This is a genomic window from Streptomyces sp. ALI-76-A (assembly GCF_030287445.1).
Lineage (GTDB): Bacteria > Actinomycetota > Actinomycetes > Streptomycetales > Streptomycetaceae > Streptomyces.
The window spans coordinates 4,932,540-4,947,164 of sequence record NZ_JASVWB010000002.1 but is presented as its reverse complement, the minus strand read 5'-3'; the positions used below and the strand labels follow the sequence as shown (position 1 = coordinate 4,947,164).

The 14,625-nt window shown below is 70.6% G+C and carries 10 protein-coding genes and 2 pseudogenes; 1 reads left to right on the top strand and 11 read right to left on the bottom strand.

Annotation, left to right across the window (positions count from 1 at the left end; translation table 11 throughout):
* Window positions 1-92: 92 nt before the first annotated feature.
* From topA to bldG, 8 genes and pseudogenes are all read right to left on the bottom strand, one after another.
* A complete protein-coding gene (topA, locus tag QQS16_RS23100; RefSeq protein ID WP_286063736.1) occupies window positions 93-2,927 on the bottom strand; it encodes a type I DNA topoisomerase in 2,835 nt (944 codons plus the stop codon).
* A gap of 248 nt (window positions 2,928-3,175) precedes the next feature.
* Window positions 3,176-3,373: a hypothetical protein gene (locus QQS16_RS23095; protein ID WP_286063735.1), complete on the bottom strand. Its 198-nt coding sequence runs from the start codon at window positions 3,371-3,373 to the stop codon at window positions 3,176-3,178.
* Window positions 3,374-4,066: 693 nt separating this feature from the next.
* A pseudogene (locus QQS16_RS23090) lies at window positions 4,067-4,759 on the bottom strand (serine/threonine-protein kinase); the annotation flags it as partial.
* Between the two features lie 251 nt (window positions 4,760-5,010).
* Window positions 5,011-6,540 (bottom strand): DUF7059 domain-containing protein, encoded by a 1,530-nt coding sequence (locus tag QQS16_RS23085; protein WP_286063734.1) that lies wholly within the window; start codon window positions 6,538-6,540, stop codon window positions 5,011-5,013.
* Between the two features lie 37 nt (window positions 6,541-6,577).
* Complete coding sequence (locus QQS16_RS23080; RefSeq protein ID WP_286063733.1) at window positions 6,578-7,183, bottom strand: small secreted protein; 606 nt, start codon at window positions 7,181-7,183, stop codon at window positions 6,578-6,580.
* A gap of 196 nt (window positions 7,184-7,379) precedes the next feature.
* Window positions 7,380-9,785 (bottom strand): sodium-translocating pyrophosphatase, encoded by a 2,406-nt coding sequence (locus QQS16_RS23075; protein ID WP_286063732.1) that lies wholly within the window; start codon window positions 9,783-9,785, stop codon window positions 7,380-7,382.
* 264 nt (window positions 9,786-10,049) lie between these two features.
* The gene (locus QQS16_RS23070; protein ID WP_286063731.1) at window positions 10,050-10,484 is read right to left on the bottom strand and encodes an ATP-binding protein; all 435 of its coding nucleotides are present in this window, start codon (window positions 10,482-10,484) and stop codon (window positions 10,050-10,052) included.
* Window positions 10,485-10,600: 116 nt separating this feature from the next.
* Window positions 10,601-10,942, bottom strand: a complete 342-nt coding sequence (gene bldG / locus QQS16_RS23065) for an anti-sigma factor antagonist BldG (protein ID WP_006132569.1) — start codon at window positions 10,940-10,942, stop codon at window positions 10,601-10,603.
* A gap of 82 nt (window positions 10,943-11,024) precedes the next feature.
* Here bldG and QQS16_RS23060 point away from each other — a divergent pair, with 82 nt between their 5' ends.
* A complete protein-coding gene (locus QQS16_RS23060) occupies window positions 11,025-13,637 on the top strand; it encodes a DEAD/DEAH box helicase (RefSeq protein ID WP_286063730.1) in 2,613 nt (870 codons plus the stop codon).
* Between the two features lie 7 nt (window positions 13,638-13,644).
* Here the strand turns inward: QQS16_RS23060 and QQS16_RS23055 are convergent.
* The 3 genes and pseudogenes from QQS16_RS23055 to QQS16_RS23045 form a co-directional block, all read right to left on the bottom strand.
* Window positions 13,645-13,878, bottom strand: a pseudogene (locus QQS16_RS23055) (Rv3654c family TadE-like protein); the annotation flags it as partial.
* Window positions 13,879-13,973: 95 nt separating this feature from the next.
* Window positions 13,974-14,375 (bottom strand): TadE family type IV pilus minor pilin, encoded by a 402-nt coding sequence (locus QQS16_RS23050; protein WP_502963832.1) that lies wholly within the window; start codon window positions 14,373-14,375, stop codon window positions 13,974-13,976.
* Window positions 14,362-14,571 carry a DUF4244 domain-containing protein gene (locus tag QQS16_RS23045; RefSeq protein WP_286063728.1) on the bottom strand — a complete coding sequence of 70 codons (210 nt, stop codon included), beginning with the start codon at window positions 14,569-14,571 and terminating at the stop codon, window positions 14,362-14,364. Before QQS16_RS23045 ends, QQS16_RS23050 begins: the two co-directional genes overlap by 14 nt.
* Between the last annotated feature and the right edge of the window lie 54 nt (window positions 14,572-14,625).

Genomic DNA, 14,625 nt, shown 5'->3' with positions numbered 1-14,625 from the left:
ACCAAAGTGATGCCGAGGCGTTCGTTTCGCGAAGCCGCTGTGGGGAATCCGCGAGCGGAACGGGCCCGTTGACGGCCCCGTCCCGCGCGCACTCAGTCCTCGGACACCGTCTTCGAAGCCGTCGCCTTCTTCGCGGTGGTCTTCTTGGCGGTGGTCTTCGCGGTCGTCTTCTTGGCGGCCGTCGTCGTCTTCTTCGCGGCCGTCTTCTTGGCGGTCGCCGCCTTCTTGGCCGGGGCCTTCTTGGCGGGCGCCTTCTTCGCCGTCTTCTTGGCGGGCGACTTCGCCCGCTTCTCGGCGAGGAGTTCGTAGCCCCGCTCCGGGGTGATCTCCTCGACGCTGTCGCCGGAGCGCAGGGTCGCGTTGGTCTCCCCGTCGGTGACGTACGGCCCGAAGCGGCCGTCCTTCACCACGACCGGCTTGCCGCTGACCGGGTCCTCGCCCAGTTCCTTCAGCGGCGGCTTGGCGGCCGCCCGGCCACGCTGCTTGGGCTGGGCGTAGATCGCCTGGGCCTCTTCGAGGGTGATCGTGAAGAGCTGGTCCTCGGTCTGCAGCGACCGCGAGTCCGTGCCCTTCTTCAGGTAGGGGCCGTAGCGGCCGTTCTGCGCGGTGATCTCCACACCGTCCGCGTCGGTGCCGACGACACGCGGCAGCGACATCAGCCTGAGCGCGTCCTCCAGCGTCACGGTGTCCAGCGACATCGACTTGAACAGCGAGGCCGTACGCGGCTTGACGGCGTTCTTGCCGGTCTTCGGGGTGCCCTCGGGAAGCACCTCGGTGACGTACGGGCCGTAGCGGCCGTCCCTGGCGATGATCTGGTGGCCCGACCCGGGGTCGGTGCCGAGTTCGAAGTCACCGCTCGGCTTGGCGAGCAGTTCCTCCGCGTACGCGACGGACAGTTCGTCCGGGGCCAGGTCCTCCGGCACGTCGGCGCGCTGGTGGTTCTCGGAGTCCTTCTCGCCGCGCTCGATGTACGGGCCGTAGCGCCCGACCCGCAGCACGATGCCGTCGCCCACCGGGAACGAGGACACCTCGCGCGCGTCGATCGCGCCCAGGTCGGTCACCAGCTCCTTGAGGCCACCGAGGTGGTCCCCGTCGCCGTTGCCGGCCTCCGCCGCGCCGCCGTGGCCCGTGCCCTCGCCGAAGTAGAACCGCCTGAGCCACGGCACGGCCTGCGCCTCACCGCGGGCGATGCGGTCGAGGTCGTCCTCCATCTTGGCGGTGAAGTCGTAGTCGACGAGCCGCCCGAAGTGCTTCTCCAGGAGGTTGACCACGGCGAAGGACAGGAAGGACGGCACCAGGGCCGTGCCCTTCTTGAACACGTAACCGCGGTCGAGGATCGTGCCGATGATCGACGCGTACGTCGACGGGCGGCCGATCTCGCGCTCTTCGAGCTCCTTGACCAGGCTGGCCTCGGTGTAGCGGGCCGGGGGCTTGGTGGCGTGCCCGTCGACCGTGATCTCCTCGGCCCTCAGCGCGTCGCCCTGGCTCACCTGGGGCAGCCGGCGCTCGCGGTCGTCCAGCTCCGCGTTCGGGTCGTCGGCGCCCTCGACGTACGCCTTGAGGAAGCCGTGGAACGTGATCGTCTTGCCGGAGGCGCTGAACTCGACGTCCCGGCCGTCGGACGCGGTGCCACCGATCTTCACCGTGACCGAGTTGCCGGTCGCGTCCTTCATCTGGGACGCGACGGTCCGCTTCCAGATCAGCTCGTAGAGCTTGAACTGGTCGCCGGTCAGTCCGGTCTCGGCAGGCGTGCGGAAGCGGTCGCCCGAGGGGCGGATCGCCTCGTGCGCCTCCTGCGCGTTCTTGACCTTGCCTGCGTACGTCCGCGGCTGGGCCGGAAGGTAGTCGGCGCCGTACAGCTGGGTGACCTGGGCGCGGGCGGCGTTGATCGCCGTGTCGGACAGGGTCGTGGAGTCCGTACGCATGTAGGTGATGAAGCCGTTCTCGTACAGCTTCTGCGCCACCTGCATGGTCGCCTTCGCGCCGAAGCCGAGCTTGCGCGAGGCCTCCTGCTGGAGCGTCGTCGTACGGAACGGGGCGTACGGCGAGCGGCGGTACGGCTTCGACTCGACGGATCGGACGGCGAACCGGGTGTCCTCCAGGGCGGCGGCCAGGGTGCGGGCGTCGGCCTCGTCGAGGTGGAGGGTGTTCGCGCTCTTGATCTGACCCAGGGAGTCGAAGTCGCGGCCCTGCGCGACCCGCCTGCCGTCGACGGCCTGAAGGCGGGCGACCAGCGACGACGGGTCCGACGCGTCCCCCGCGCGGCCGGTCGCGAAGGTGCCCGTCAGGTCCCAGTACTCAGCGGAACGGAAAGCGATGCGCTCGCGTTCCCGCTCCACCACGAGCCGGGTGGCGACGGACTGGACACGGCCGGCCGACAGGCGCGGCATGACCTTCTTCCACAGGACCGGCGAGACCTCGTAGCCGTAGAGACGGTCGAGGATGCGGCGGGTCTCCTGGGCGTCGACCAGCTTCTGGTTCAGCTCACGCGGGTTGGCGACGGCGGCCTGGATCGCGGCCTTGGTGATCTCGTGGAAGACCATTCGCTTGACCGGGACCTTGGGCTTCAGCACCTCCTGGAGGTGCCAGGCGATCGCCTCGCCCTCGCGGTCCTCATCGGTGGCGAGGTAGAGCTCGTCGGAGTCCTTCAGCAGGTCCTTGAGCTTCCTGACCTGGGCCTTCTTGTCGGCGTTGACGACGTAGACGGGCTGGAAGTCGTTGTCGACGTCCACACCGAGTCGGCGGACCTCGCCGGTGTACTGCTCGGGCACCTCCGCGGCACCGTTGGGGAGGTCGCGGATGTGCCCGACGCTCGCTTCGACGACGTAGCCGGGGCCGAGATAGCCCTTGATCGTCTTCGCCTTGGCAGGCGACTCGACGATGACGAGTCGGCGGCCGCCCTGTGCGGTCTCGCTGGTCGGGGACAACTTCGCTCTTCTCTCCGGTCGGCGCTCGGGGTCTCTCCCCCGGCCTTGGTCCCGGGGTCGGGTCATGCTGACGCTGCGGAGTGTGACGGTACATCCCGCCCCCGTGTCAAACGGGAAAAGCCCACAACGGCCACTCGAACGGTAACCCGACTACCGCCATTCCTGCCGCCCGGAGTGCCCACCGTCCTTTTCCGGACCATCCGGAACGTGCTCCCTCTCTTACCGGCGCCCAGGCCGGTCAGGGGCGTTCAGACCCGGGTGAGGCACCAGGTCCCGACGGCGAGCGCGAGCAACGCGACGACGCTCGCGACGGCCGCCGATGCGACGGGGCTCACACCCTGGGCGACCGGCTCCCGGTACCGCACCCGGGCCACGGTCCACGTCAGCAGCCCGCCCCCGAACAGGGCGAACACCCCTCCCGCGAAGATCGCCGGTCCACTCTCCATGGCTCCCCGTGCCCCCTTCTCCCCGCTCCGCTGTGTCCAGCCGGTGGAGGCTGGCACGCGCGGGCGGCGTCCAGGCGAACCCCGGGTGAACGCGGAGCCGACGCGGCTACGGACTGCCCCGTTCCGCTGTCCCGCCGGGTCTCAGACCGCGCCGGGCACGGGTATCTTTCCGGTCGTCTTCGTGCTGTCGGCCCGGCTCACCGTGCACACGACCTCGGTGAAGCCCCCGTTCCCGGTCGTCCTCGTCGGCCACCCAGCCGTACACGGTGCGCTCCTGGCCCGGCGCCCAGGTCGGCTCGAACCGGTTGCCGCACAGCTTGGTCGCCTTGTCGGCGCCCTTCGCGCAGCTCATGTCGGCGGGGCCCGGACGGTCCGCGTGACCTGCCCGGTATGGGGTTCGGCACAGTCGGTGAGCGGGGCTTCGCGGGCGTCGTCCACTTCCTGTTCCTCGCAGGTCCAGCAGTCGCCGACGAGCGTCCGTCCCGCCCAGAGATCGAGGCCGGATCGGTGCCGGTGTCGCGGAAGCGGCCCGCCTCACCGCCTGTCGCGGCATGCCGGCCGAGTACGAGACGTGCCGTACCACCGCCGGCCGCGGTACACCCCTCCCGCGTCGGCAGGCCGGCGTAGCCGACCGCGTCGGGCAGCGCGTCGACGATCGTCCGGCTGGGCCGGCTGGGCCGACTGGGCCGACTGGGCTGGCGGGGTGGGCGGCTCGCCGCGCGCCCGCTCGGGGGCGAGGTAACCGGCGTCCCGAGGATGCTGCGGTGGCGGTCAGCCGGGGTTCGCAGGACTCGCGGGACTCGGGCTGGAGTGTGATGCCGTAGTCGGTGAGCAGCACGCGCCCGTACGGGTCGGCCGAAGAGTCCGGCGCCAGAAGGACGTTGGCCGGTTTCACATCCCTGTGGAGGATGCCGACGCGGTGCCCGGCGGTGAGCGCGTCCAGCACGGCGAGACCGGTTCCGGCCACCTGTGCGGACGCGAGCGGCCCCGACCGCCGGACGACCACTTGGAGGCCGACCGCGTCCGGGACGTACTCCATGAGATCCAGGACAGGCCCTTGTGCACCACCAGGTCGTGCACCGTCGCCACGTGCGGATGCCCGCGCGGCCGTGCCGCGTGGCGGACCTCGCTGCGGGCGCGCTGCCCTTCCCTCTCCGGGCTTCCCTCGCGCGGAGCCCCCGTCGCGGGCTCGTCCGCGCCCCTCGCCACGTCCGCGCCCCTCGGCACGTCGGCGAGCGCGATCTCCTTCGTCGCGACCTCGCAGGCCAGGTCCTCGTCGTACACGAGCCACACGCGGCCCATACCGCCCGCGCCGAGTGTCCGCGAAAGCCGGGACCGGCCGTTGACGACCCCGCCTTCGCCCTGATCCTTCGTCTCCCCCGCCATCACGCCTCCCCCGAGACAGCGCGCCTCCCCCGAGAACGCGCGGCGTTCGCCCCTGGAAGGTAGCTTCGCACGCACCACTGACAGGAGACCTTTTCGGGGCAAACCCGCCAGATCACGCGCAGGAGCACCAAAGCGCCACTGGTGCCTGAGCAGTGACGCCCCGTCGGACGGATCACCGGGCCGATCACCGACGGACCGGACCGGTCACCGACACATCACCGAACGGCTCACCGCCATGAGACACCGTCGCATCACGCCGGTTCGATGAACCCCTGCTCCACCAGCAGCCGGATCTGCGCGGGCGTGCGGTCGCGCAGCGCCACCGGGTCCTCACCGACCAGTTGGGCGATGGCGTCGAGGATGCGGCCCGCGCTCAGCGAGCCGTCGCACACGCCGGCGAAACCCGCGCCGACCGTGTCCACCGTGGTGGCCCGGCGCATCCCGCGGTTCTGCCGCAGCACGACATGCTCGGGGTCCTCCGCGCCGGGCAGTCCGATCTGCTCCTGCAGGATCTCGGGCGCGAGCTTGAAATGCGCCGCGAGCAGGGCCGCGTCGTCGTGCGCCCGCAGATAGTCGAGGCGCTCGAAGTGCGCCCGTACGGCGTCACCGAGCGGCTGTTCGACCGGATGCGGCCACTCCTCCACCGTCACCGAAGGCACCGCGGCCCCCGTCCTGCGCAGGGTGATCCAGCCGAAGCCCACGGCCTTCACCTTGCGCGCCTCGAACTCGTCCAGCCACGCGTCGTACCGCGTCTGGTACTCGGCCGGGTCGCCCCGGTGGTCGCCTGCGTCCCTGAGCCACAACTCGGCGTACTGCGTGACGTCCTGCGCCTCGCGCTGCACGATCCACGCGTCGCACCCGCGCGGCACCCACGACCTGAGGCGGTCCTGCCAGTCCTCCCCCTCCACGTGCTGCCAGTTGGCGAGGAACTGCGCGAACCCGCCCTCGTTCAGCCGTTCCCCCGCCCCCTGAACGAGCGAGCGGCACAGATCGTCCCCGCCCATCCCGCCGTCGCGGTACGTCAGCCGCGGGCCCGGCGAGATCACGAAGGGCGGGTTGGACACGATCAGGTCGAAGGTCTCGTCGTCCCGGACCGGCTCGAACAGTGAGCCCTCGCGCAGGTCGGCAGCCGGGGCGCCGGACAGCGCCAGGGTGAGCGCGGTCATGTGCAGGGCGCGCGGGTTGAGGTCGGTCGCCGTCACGCGGGTGGCGTGCTGCACGGCGTGCAGCGCCTGGATCCCGGAGCCGGTGCCGAGGTCGAGGGCGGCGGCGACGGGCGTACGGACAGTGACGCCCGCCAGGGTCGTGGACGCGCCGCCCACCCCGAGGACGACGCCTGTGTCCGCCTGAGGGCCTCGGCCGCCGATGCCACCCGCCCCGCCGACCGCGCACCCCAGGTCGGACACGATGAACCAGTCCTCGCCGCCGGGCCCGCCGTACGGCCGGACGTCCACGGTCGCGGCGAGGTCGCCCTCGGCATCCGTGCCGACCCGGACCAGCCACCCGCTCTCCAGGCACGCGGCCACGGGCAGCACGTCCGCCACGCGCGCGTGCGGCACAGGCTGCTGCAAGAGGAACAGCCGCACGAGCGTCTCCAACGGCGTGTCGCCGCGTGTCGCCCGGAGCGCGGGCACGGTTTCGCTCCGGGCGAGCGCCGCGTACGCGGGCGCACCGAGCAGTTCGAGCAGCCCGTCGGCGGTGAAGGAGGCCCCGAGCAGGGCGTCCCGCAGCCGGGCGGTGAGGTCGGGATGGTCGGACGCGGGCAGGCTGGAGGTACTCACGCCCCCATTGTGACCGCGCGCCGCCGTGCGGGGCGACTCAGCTGTCGGTGGCGGCTGCCGAGGCGGACGCCTGCTTGCAGCCCGCCTGCTCGGTCAGCGCCTGCTTGGTGTCGCCCTCCTCCAGGTTCTTCAGCGCGGTGAGCGCGCTGTTGCGCTGGTTCTCCATCTTCTTCATCTCGGCGGAGACCGTCTTCAGCCCGGACGCGAATTTGCCCTGGTCCTTGGTGTCGAGCTCGTCCACCTGCTTCTTCAGGTCGGCGTACGCCGTGGAGAGCGCGGTGAGCTTCTTGACGGCGTCCTGCTGCTTCTGCGCCCCGCCCTCGACACCGGGAGGCGCCCCCGCCTTGTCGATGACGGTCGCGCGCGCCTGATAGCCGTCGGCCAGGTCCTGGAAGGCCTGGGAGTCGGTCTTCTGGAGTTCCTCGGGCGTGCTGGTGGTGTCCTTGGCCGCCTTGGTGATCGCGGCGTAGGCCGCCGTGATCTTCGAGTTCTGCGCCGGTACGGGGTCGCAGACCTGCTTGGCCCAGGCGTTGAGCTCCTTGTTGTCCTCTTCGCTGCTGCATCCCGTCAGCGCCAGTACCAGTACCGCACCGCCGGACAGTGCGGCCGCGAGCTTCTTGTTCACCGGATTGGTCCCTTCCATGGCTCTCGGCCCCGGAACATACACGCCATGTGGGCGACAGCTGTGTGACCAATGGGCGCTTCATCTCATCTTGTAACCATTTGCACCAAGCGAGAGAAGGCTCACGATGAAGGTGCGAACGCGACAAGGCGGGCGGTCGGCGCGACACCGTGCGCCTCCCGTCCGCCCCGATGAGCTGGGCTCCGTCAGGTTTCCGCTACGAAACCACCGCCGGATCAGCCGACTTGGGCGTGTCTTCGGCGTTGTCTTCGTCACCCATGGCGATCCCGCGCCGCTTGGAGAGGTAGACCGCGCCCGCGATCACCACGAACGCCAGGGCCGCGATGGCGATCCGTACGCCGAGGCTCTCGTCGTCGCCGTAGCTGAAGTTGATGACCGCGGGCGCGATGAGCAGCGCCACCAGGTTCATCACCTTCAGCAGGGGGTTGATCGCCGGTCCGGCGGTGTCCTTGAAGGGGTCGCCGACCGTGTCGCCGATCACCGTGGCGGCGTGGGCCTCGCTGCCCTTGCCGCCGTGGTGGCCGTCCTCGACGAGTTTCTTGGCGTTGTCCCAGGCGCCGCCGGAGTTGGCGAGGAACACCGCCATCAGCGTGCCCGCGCCGATCGCCCCGGCCAGGAAGGAGCCGAGGGCGCCGACACCGAGCGTGAACCCGATGAAGACCGGCGCCAGTACGGCGAGCAGCCCGGGCGTGGCGAGTTCGCGCAGGGCGTCCCTGGTGCAGATGTCGACGACCTTGCCGTACTCCGGTTTCTCGCTGTAGTCCATGATCCCTGGATGCTCGCGGAACTGCCGCCGCACCTCGTAGACCACGGAACCCGCCGACCGCGACACGGCGTTGATCGCCAGCCCCGAGAAGAGGAAGACGACCGCCGCGCCCGCGATCAGCCCGACGAGGTTGTTGGGCTGCGAGATGTCCATCATCAGGCTCATCGGCGCCCCTGGACCGGACAGCTCCTCCCCGACGTCCTGCGCGCCCGTGATGATGGCGTCGCGGTACGACCCGAAGAGCGCCGATGCCGCGAGGACGGCGGTGGCGATGGCGATGCCCTTGGTGATGGCCTTGGTGGTGTTGCCGACCGCGTCCAGATCGGTGAGCACCTGGGCGCCGGCGCCCTCCACGTCGCCGGACATCTCGGCGATGCCCTGCGCATTGTCGGAGACCGGGCCGAAGGTGTCCATCGCGACGATGACACCGACCGTGGTGAGCAGGCCGGTGCCGGCCAGCGCCACCGCGAACAGCGCCAGCATGATGGACGTACCGCCGAGCAGGAACGCCCCGTAGACACCGAGGCCGATCAACAGGGCGGTGTAGACGGCCGATTCGAGGCCCACCGAGATGCCGGCGAGGACGACGGTGGCCGGGCCGGTCAGTGAGGACTTGCCGATGTCCCGTACCGGACGGCGGGTCGTCTCCGTGAAGTAGCCGGTCAGCTGCTGGATCACGGCGGCGAGCACGATGCCGATCGCCACGGCGACGAGCGCGAGGATCCGCGGGTCGCCGCCCTTGCCCTGGATCGCCGCGTCGGTGACGCCGTCGAGGTCCGCGTACTTTCCGGGCAGGTAGACGAAGACGGCCACCGCCACCAGCACCAGCGAGATCACCGCGGAGATGAAGAACCCGCGGTTGATCGCGGACATGCCACTGCGGTCGGAGCGGCGCGGGGCCACGGCGAAGATGCCGATCATCGCGGTGAGCACGCCGATCGCGGGGACGAGCAGCGGGAAGGCGAGCCCGGCGTCACCGAAGGCCGCCTTGCCGAGGATCAGCGCGGCGACCAGCGTCACGGCGTAGGACTCGAACAGGTCGGCCGCCATGCCCGCGCAGTCGCCGACGTTGTCGCCCACGTTGTCGGCGATGGTCGCGGCATTGCGCGGATCGTCCTCCGGAATGCCCTTCTCGACCTTGCCGACCAGGTCGGCGCCGACGTCGGCGGCCTTGGTGAAGATGCCGCCGCCGACGCGCATGAACATCGCGATGAGCGCCGCGCCGAGACCGAAGCCCTCGAGGACCTTCGGCGCGTCGGCCGCGTACACCAGCACCACGCACGAGGCGCCCAGCAGACCGAGCCCCACCGTGAACATGCCGACGACGCCGCCCGTGCGAAAGGCGATCTTCATGGCCTTGTGCGAGACGGCGGTGAGATCCTTTTCCGGTTCACCCTCCGCCGGGGTCGCCTCGCGCGCGGCGGCCGCGACCCGCACATTGCTCCGTACGGCGAGCCACATGCCGATATAGCCGGTGGCCGCCGAGAACGCCGCGCCGATCAAGAAGAAGACCGATCGGCCGATGCGCTGATTCCAGTCGTCCGCGGGCAGCAGCATGAGCAGGAAGAACACGACGGCGGCGAATACGCCGAGCGTGCGCAACTGGCGGGCCAGATAGGCGTTCGCGCCCTCCTGGATCGCTTTCGCGATCTCCTTCATGCCGGCGGTTCCCTCGCCCGCCGCGAGTACCTGACGTACCAGGATGCCCGCCACCACGAGGGCGGCCAGGGCCACGACGCCGATGACGGACACCAGGACTCGGTTGCCGTCGGTCAGTACCGCTGCCGCGAGGGCTGTGGAGTGGTCAAGCTGATCTGGGGAAGAAAGCCCCGTCATTCGTCCTCCTTGACGCTGGGGCTGAGCTCAAGATGTGGACGGATTCTAGAGATCTGTTCCTGATCAAAACAGTACGCGGCAAACGGAATCTTCCACACCCCGGTAACACGCCGAAAGCATTTTCAGCCGATCCAATGATCGGAATTGATCGTGAATTGCTTCACGAATTCTAAATGCTCATGGAAAACACCGAGGGCCCTGCTGCTCAGCAGGGCCCTCGGAAGATTCGTGGTGCGTCAGTGACGTCGGCTGACGGGTGTGGCGTCAGGGAAGCACCGCGATGGGAGGTGTGGTCGGCCAGGTCATGCGGATCGATCCGCCGTGCTCTCCGGCGGTGACCTCCACGTCGTCGACGAGGCCGCTGATGACCGCGAGGCCCATCTCGTCCTCCTCGGCCTCGACGTCCGGGTCGCCGGCGGCACCGGGTGCCCGGTCGCCGGGAGCATGTCGCGGCGCCTCGTCGCCGACCTCGATGGAGAACTGTTTCTCCTCCTCCACCAGGACGACCTTCACGGGCGCCGTGATGCCGACGTTCTGGTGCAGTCCCACGGCTCGGGAACAGGCCTCGCCGACGGCGAGGCGGACCTCGTCGAGAACGGCCTCGTCCACTCCGGCCCTGCGCGCCACCGCTGCCGCCACCAGTCGGGCGGTCCTGACGTGCTCGGGCAGCGCGCTGAAGCGGAGTTCAACGGTGGCCATGCATCCCCCTCGGAACTACGGGCGTGCGGTGGGGGGACCGGGCCGCCGAACGCCCGGACCCCCGCGGGAGCGTCTGCCGTCCCGGCGCGGACCCGCGTCCGCCCCGGGAGCGGTGATCAGTCGGTTGCCGCCACCGCTTCCTCGACCGAGGTGTGAATCGGGAACACCTTGGTGAGGCCGGTGATACGGAAAATCTTGAGAATGCGCTCCTGGTTGCAGACCAGGCGCAGCGAGCCCTCATGGGCACGCACCCGCTTCAGTCCGCCGACCAGCACGCCGAGACCGGTGGAGTCGAGGAAGTCCACGCCCTCCATGTCGACGACAAGGTGGAAACTGCCGTCATTCACCAGCTCGACCAGCTGCTCGCGCAGCTTGGGCGCGGTATATACGTCGATTTCGCCACCGACCCTGACGATCGTGCGATCGCCGACGGTTTCGGTCGACAGGGACAGGTCCACGGATCCTCCAGCACCTTGCTATCGAGCGGTCGCCCCTCGGGACACCTCGGCTTGAAGCCCCCAGGACGGTTCGCCAGCCGCGATGGCATTCAATCACTTACCGGCAGGCGTGCACGACGCCTTGGTCCCATTGTCCGTCACGCCAGTGACACACTCGATGCCGATGGCCAAGAATCACCGATCCGATCGACCCCCGCCGCAGCCCGTCTCCCGCCTCGCGCCGGCCACGGTCCTGGACCGGCTCGCCGCAGGGCCGAGCCGGGCTTCGCGCATCACTCATACGGAGCACTTGCCCCCACGTGAGGGTCGTCATGCCGTCTGGCCGGACCGGATCCGCTCCGAGGTCATCGCCGCCGTGCAGGCCTGCGGGATCGAACATCCCTGGGCCCACCAGGCACGGGCGGCCGAGCACGCCCTGGACGGCGAGTCGGTGGTCGTCGCCACCGGCACGGCGTCCGGCAAGTCCCTGGCGTACCTGGTCCCGGTGCTGTCGGCGCTCCTGGACGGCTCCGAGGCACCGAACGGCCGGGGCTCCACAGCCCTCTATCTGGCACCCACGAAAGCCCTCGCGGCGGACCAGTGCCGATCGGTGAAGGAATTTTCACAATCACTGGGCCATTCGGTCCGACCTGCGGTGTACGACGGCGACACGCCGGTGGAAGAACGCGAATGGGTCCGCCAGTACGCCAACTACGTCCTGACCAACCCGGACATGCTGCACCGGGGCATACTCCCGTCCCACCCCCGCTGGTCCGCTTTCCTGCGCTCCTTGAAGTACGTCGTCATCGACGAGTGCCACACCTACCGGGGCGTCTTCGGCTCGCACGTCGCCCAGGTGCTGCGCCGCCTGCGCCGCCTGTGCGCCCGCTACGGCGCCTCGCCCGTGTTCCTGCTGGCCTCCGCGACCGCCGCCGAGCCCTCCGTGGCCGCCCGGCGCCTGACCGGCCTGCCGGTGGTCGAGGTCGCCGACGACGCCTCCCCGCGCGGCGAACTGGTGTTCGCGCTCTGGGAGCCCCCGCTGACCGAGATGCAGGGCGAGAAGGGCGCACCCGTACGCCGCACGGCCACCGCCGAGACGGCCGACCTGCTCACCGACCTCGCCGTGCAGGGCATCCGCACGGTCGCCTTCGTCCGCTCCCGGCGCGGCGCCGAACTGATCTCGGTGATCGCCCAGGAGCGCCTCTCCGAGGTCGACCGCTCCCTGGCCCGGCGTGTCGCGGCGTACCGGGGCGGCTACCTGCCGGAGGAACGCCGCGCCCTCGAACAGGCGCTGCACTCCGGTGAACTCCTCGGCCTCGCCGCGACGACCGCGCTGGAACTGGGCATCGACGTCTCCGGCCTCGACGCCGTGCTGATCGCCGGCTATCCGGGCACGCGGGCGTCCCTGTGGCAGCAGGCGGGCCGGGCCGGTCGCTCCGGGCAGGGCGCCCTCGCCATCATGATCGCCCGCGACGACCCCCTGGACACCTACCTCGTCCACCACCCCGAGGCCCTCTTCGACCAGCCCGTCGAGTCCACGGTCCTCGACCCCGACAACCCGTACGTGCTCGCCCCGCACCTGTGCGCCGCCGCCGCCGAACTTCCCCTGACGGACGAGGACCTGGAGCTGTTCGGCCCGGCGTGCGAGGAGCTGCTCCCGCAGCTGGAGGCCGCGAAACTGCTGCGCCGCCGCACGAAGGCCTGGCACTGGACCCGCCGCGAGCGGGCCGCCGACCTCGCCGACATCCGCGGGGAGGGCGGCCGGCCGGTCCAGATCGTCGAGGCCGGGACGGGCCGCCTGCTGGGCACGGTCGACGAAGGCGCCGCACACTCCACCGTCCACGAGGGCGCGGTCCACCTGCACCAGGGGCGCACGTACCTGGTGCGCTCCCTGGACCTGGAGGACTCGGTCGCCCTGGTCGAGCAGGCCGGCCCGTCCTATTCGACGGTCGCCCGCGACACCACGTCCATCTCCGTCCTGGAGACGGACATCGAGCTCCCCTGGGGCGACGGACGCCTGTGCTACGGCTCCGTCGAGGTCACCAACCAGGTGGTCTCCTTCCTGCGCCGACGGCTCATCACCGGTGAGGTCCTGGGCGAGACGAAGCTCGACCTCCCTCCTCGTACGCTGCGCACCCGCGCGGTGTGGTGGACGGTCACCGAGGACCAGCTGGACGAGGCCCGGATCAACCCGGAGATCCTCGGTGGTGCCCTGCACGCCGCCGAGCACGCGTCCATCGGCATGCTGCCCCTGTTCGCCACCTGCGACCGCTGGGACATCGGCGGCGTGTCCATCCCGCTGCACCCCAACACACTCCTCCCCACGGTCTTCGTCTACGACGGCCACCCGGGTGGCGCGGGCTTCGCGGAGCGCGCCTTCCACACCGCCCGGGCGTGGCTGACCGCCACCCGTGAGGCCATCGCCTCCTGCGAGTGCGAGGCCGGCTGCCCGTCCTGCATCCAGTCCCCCAAGTGCGGCAACGGCAACGACCCACTGCACAAGCGGGGGGCGGTACGGCTGCTCACGGTGCTGTTGCGGGGGGCGCCGGAGGGACAGGAAGAGGGGCAGGCGGAAGGGGAGACTGTGGGGAAGGCGCCGCGAAGGGATGCTCGGAGGGCGCCCCGAGTGGCTGCCCAGGGAACACCGGTGGCACCGACTCCGCAGGCCCCGCCCGCGCTCCGCCCCTCGACTCCGCAGGCCCCGCCCGCGCCCTGACCTCCGCCGCGAACGGCCCCTGTCCCGACACCGCCGTCACATCCGAGATCTCGCCCACGAGGACGCACCGCACCAATCGCGCGCGCTGGGCCCGCGCCACGCGCTCCGCCCGGGCGCAGGCCGCCGTACCGCCGTCCGCCCAGTGGTCCGCCGCCGCGAGCGCCGCGAGGTCCGCGCCGCCGGCGGCGCGGTGCCGGGCCACGACGGCCTGTCCCAGGGCCAGCACCACGCTGAAGACCACGCACAGCACGGCGATGGTGGTGACGGTCCAGACGGTGGCGGAACCGCGGTCCCCGCTCTGCGCGGCCTCCCGCAGGCGGGTTGCACAGCCGCCGCTCACCTCCCCTCCCCCACGGTCTCCTCCACCGAAGCCACGGCGTCCTCCCGCACCTCGAAGGGCAGGCCGTGCAGGACCGGTGGCCTCGCCACGACCGTGACCCGGACCTGGTCCCCCTCCCGGCCGACCGTGACCTTCGCATCGCGCGGTGCCGCCCCGCGGGCCACCTCCACGACCGCGTCGACCGGATCCTGACGGGCGGCCGCGCGAGCGCCGGCCCGTGCCGCGTCCACGCACTGGATGTGCGCGGCCACCACCAACAGCGCCCACACGAGCGCCATCGCGAACATCACCAGCACGGGCAGCACGACAGCCGCCTCCGCCGTGACGAACCCCGCGTCCGAGCCCATGGGGGACTTCCCCGCCGGCCACCTGTCCGCCCTCCGCTCACATCTGCGCATGGAGCGCCCGCTTCACGATGCCCTGCAACTCCGCGCTGACCTCGCCGCTGGAGAGCACCTTGTAGAGCACCATGGCGAACGCCACCGCCGCGACGATTCCCATCGCGTACTCGGAGGTGACCATTCCCGCGTCCCTCCGCACCCCGCGCGCCCCGCACATCAGGCCACGCAACCGCGCTCGTACGACCTTGCACATCTCAACCCCCGTGGATCTCTCCGTGGACTACCTGTCATCACTTGCCACTTGCTG

Excerpts from the sequence above, each read along its gene's own strand:
- QQS16_RS23045 (WP_286063728.1), bottom strand. The coding sequence starts at position 14,571 with ATGTGCAAGGTCGTACGAGCGCGGTTGCGTGGCCTGATGTGCGGGGCG.
- QQS16_RS23075 (WP_286063732.1), bottom strand. The coding sequence starts at position 9,785 with ATGACGGGGCTTTCTTCCCCAGATCAGCTTGACCACTCCACAGCCCTC.
- QQS16_RS23070 (WP_286063731.1), bottom strand. The coding sequence starts at position 10,484 with ATGGCCACCGTTGAACTCCGCTTCAGCGCGCTGCCCGAGCACGTCAGG.
- QQS16_RS23080 (WP_286063733.1), bottom strand. The coding sequence starts at position 7,183 with ATGGAAGGGACCAATCCGGTGAACAAGAAGCTCGCGGCCGCACTGTCC.
- QQS16_RS23095 (WP_286063735.1), bottom strand. The coding sequence starts at position 3,373 with ATGGAGAGTGGACCGGCGATCTTCGCGGGAGGGGTGTTCGCCCTGTTC.
- QQS16_RS23060 (WP_286063730.1), top strand. The coding sequence starts at position 11,025 with ATGGCATTCAATCACTTACCGGCAGGCGTGCACGACGCCTTGGTCCCA.
- QQS16_RS23050 (WP_502963832.1), bottom strand. The coding sequence starts at position 14,375 with ATGCGCAGATGTGAGCGGAGGGCGGACAGGTGGCCGGCGGGGAAGTCC.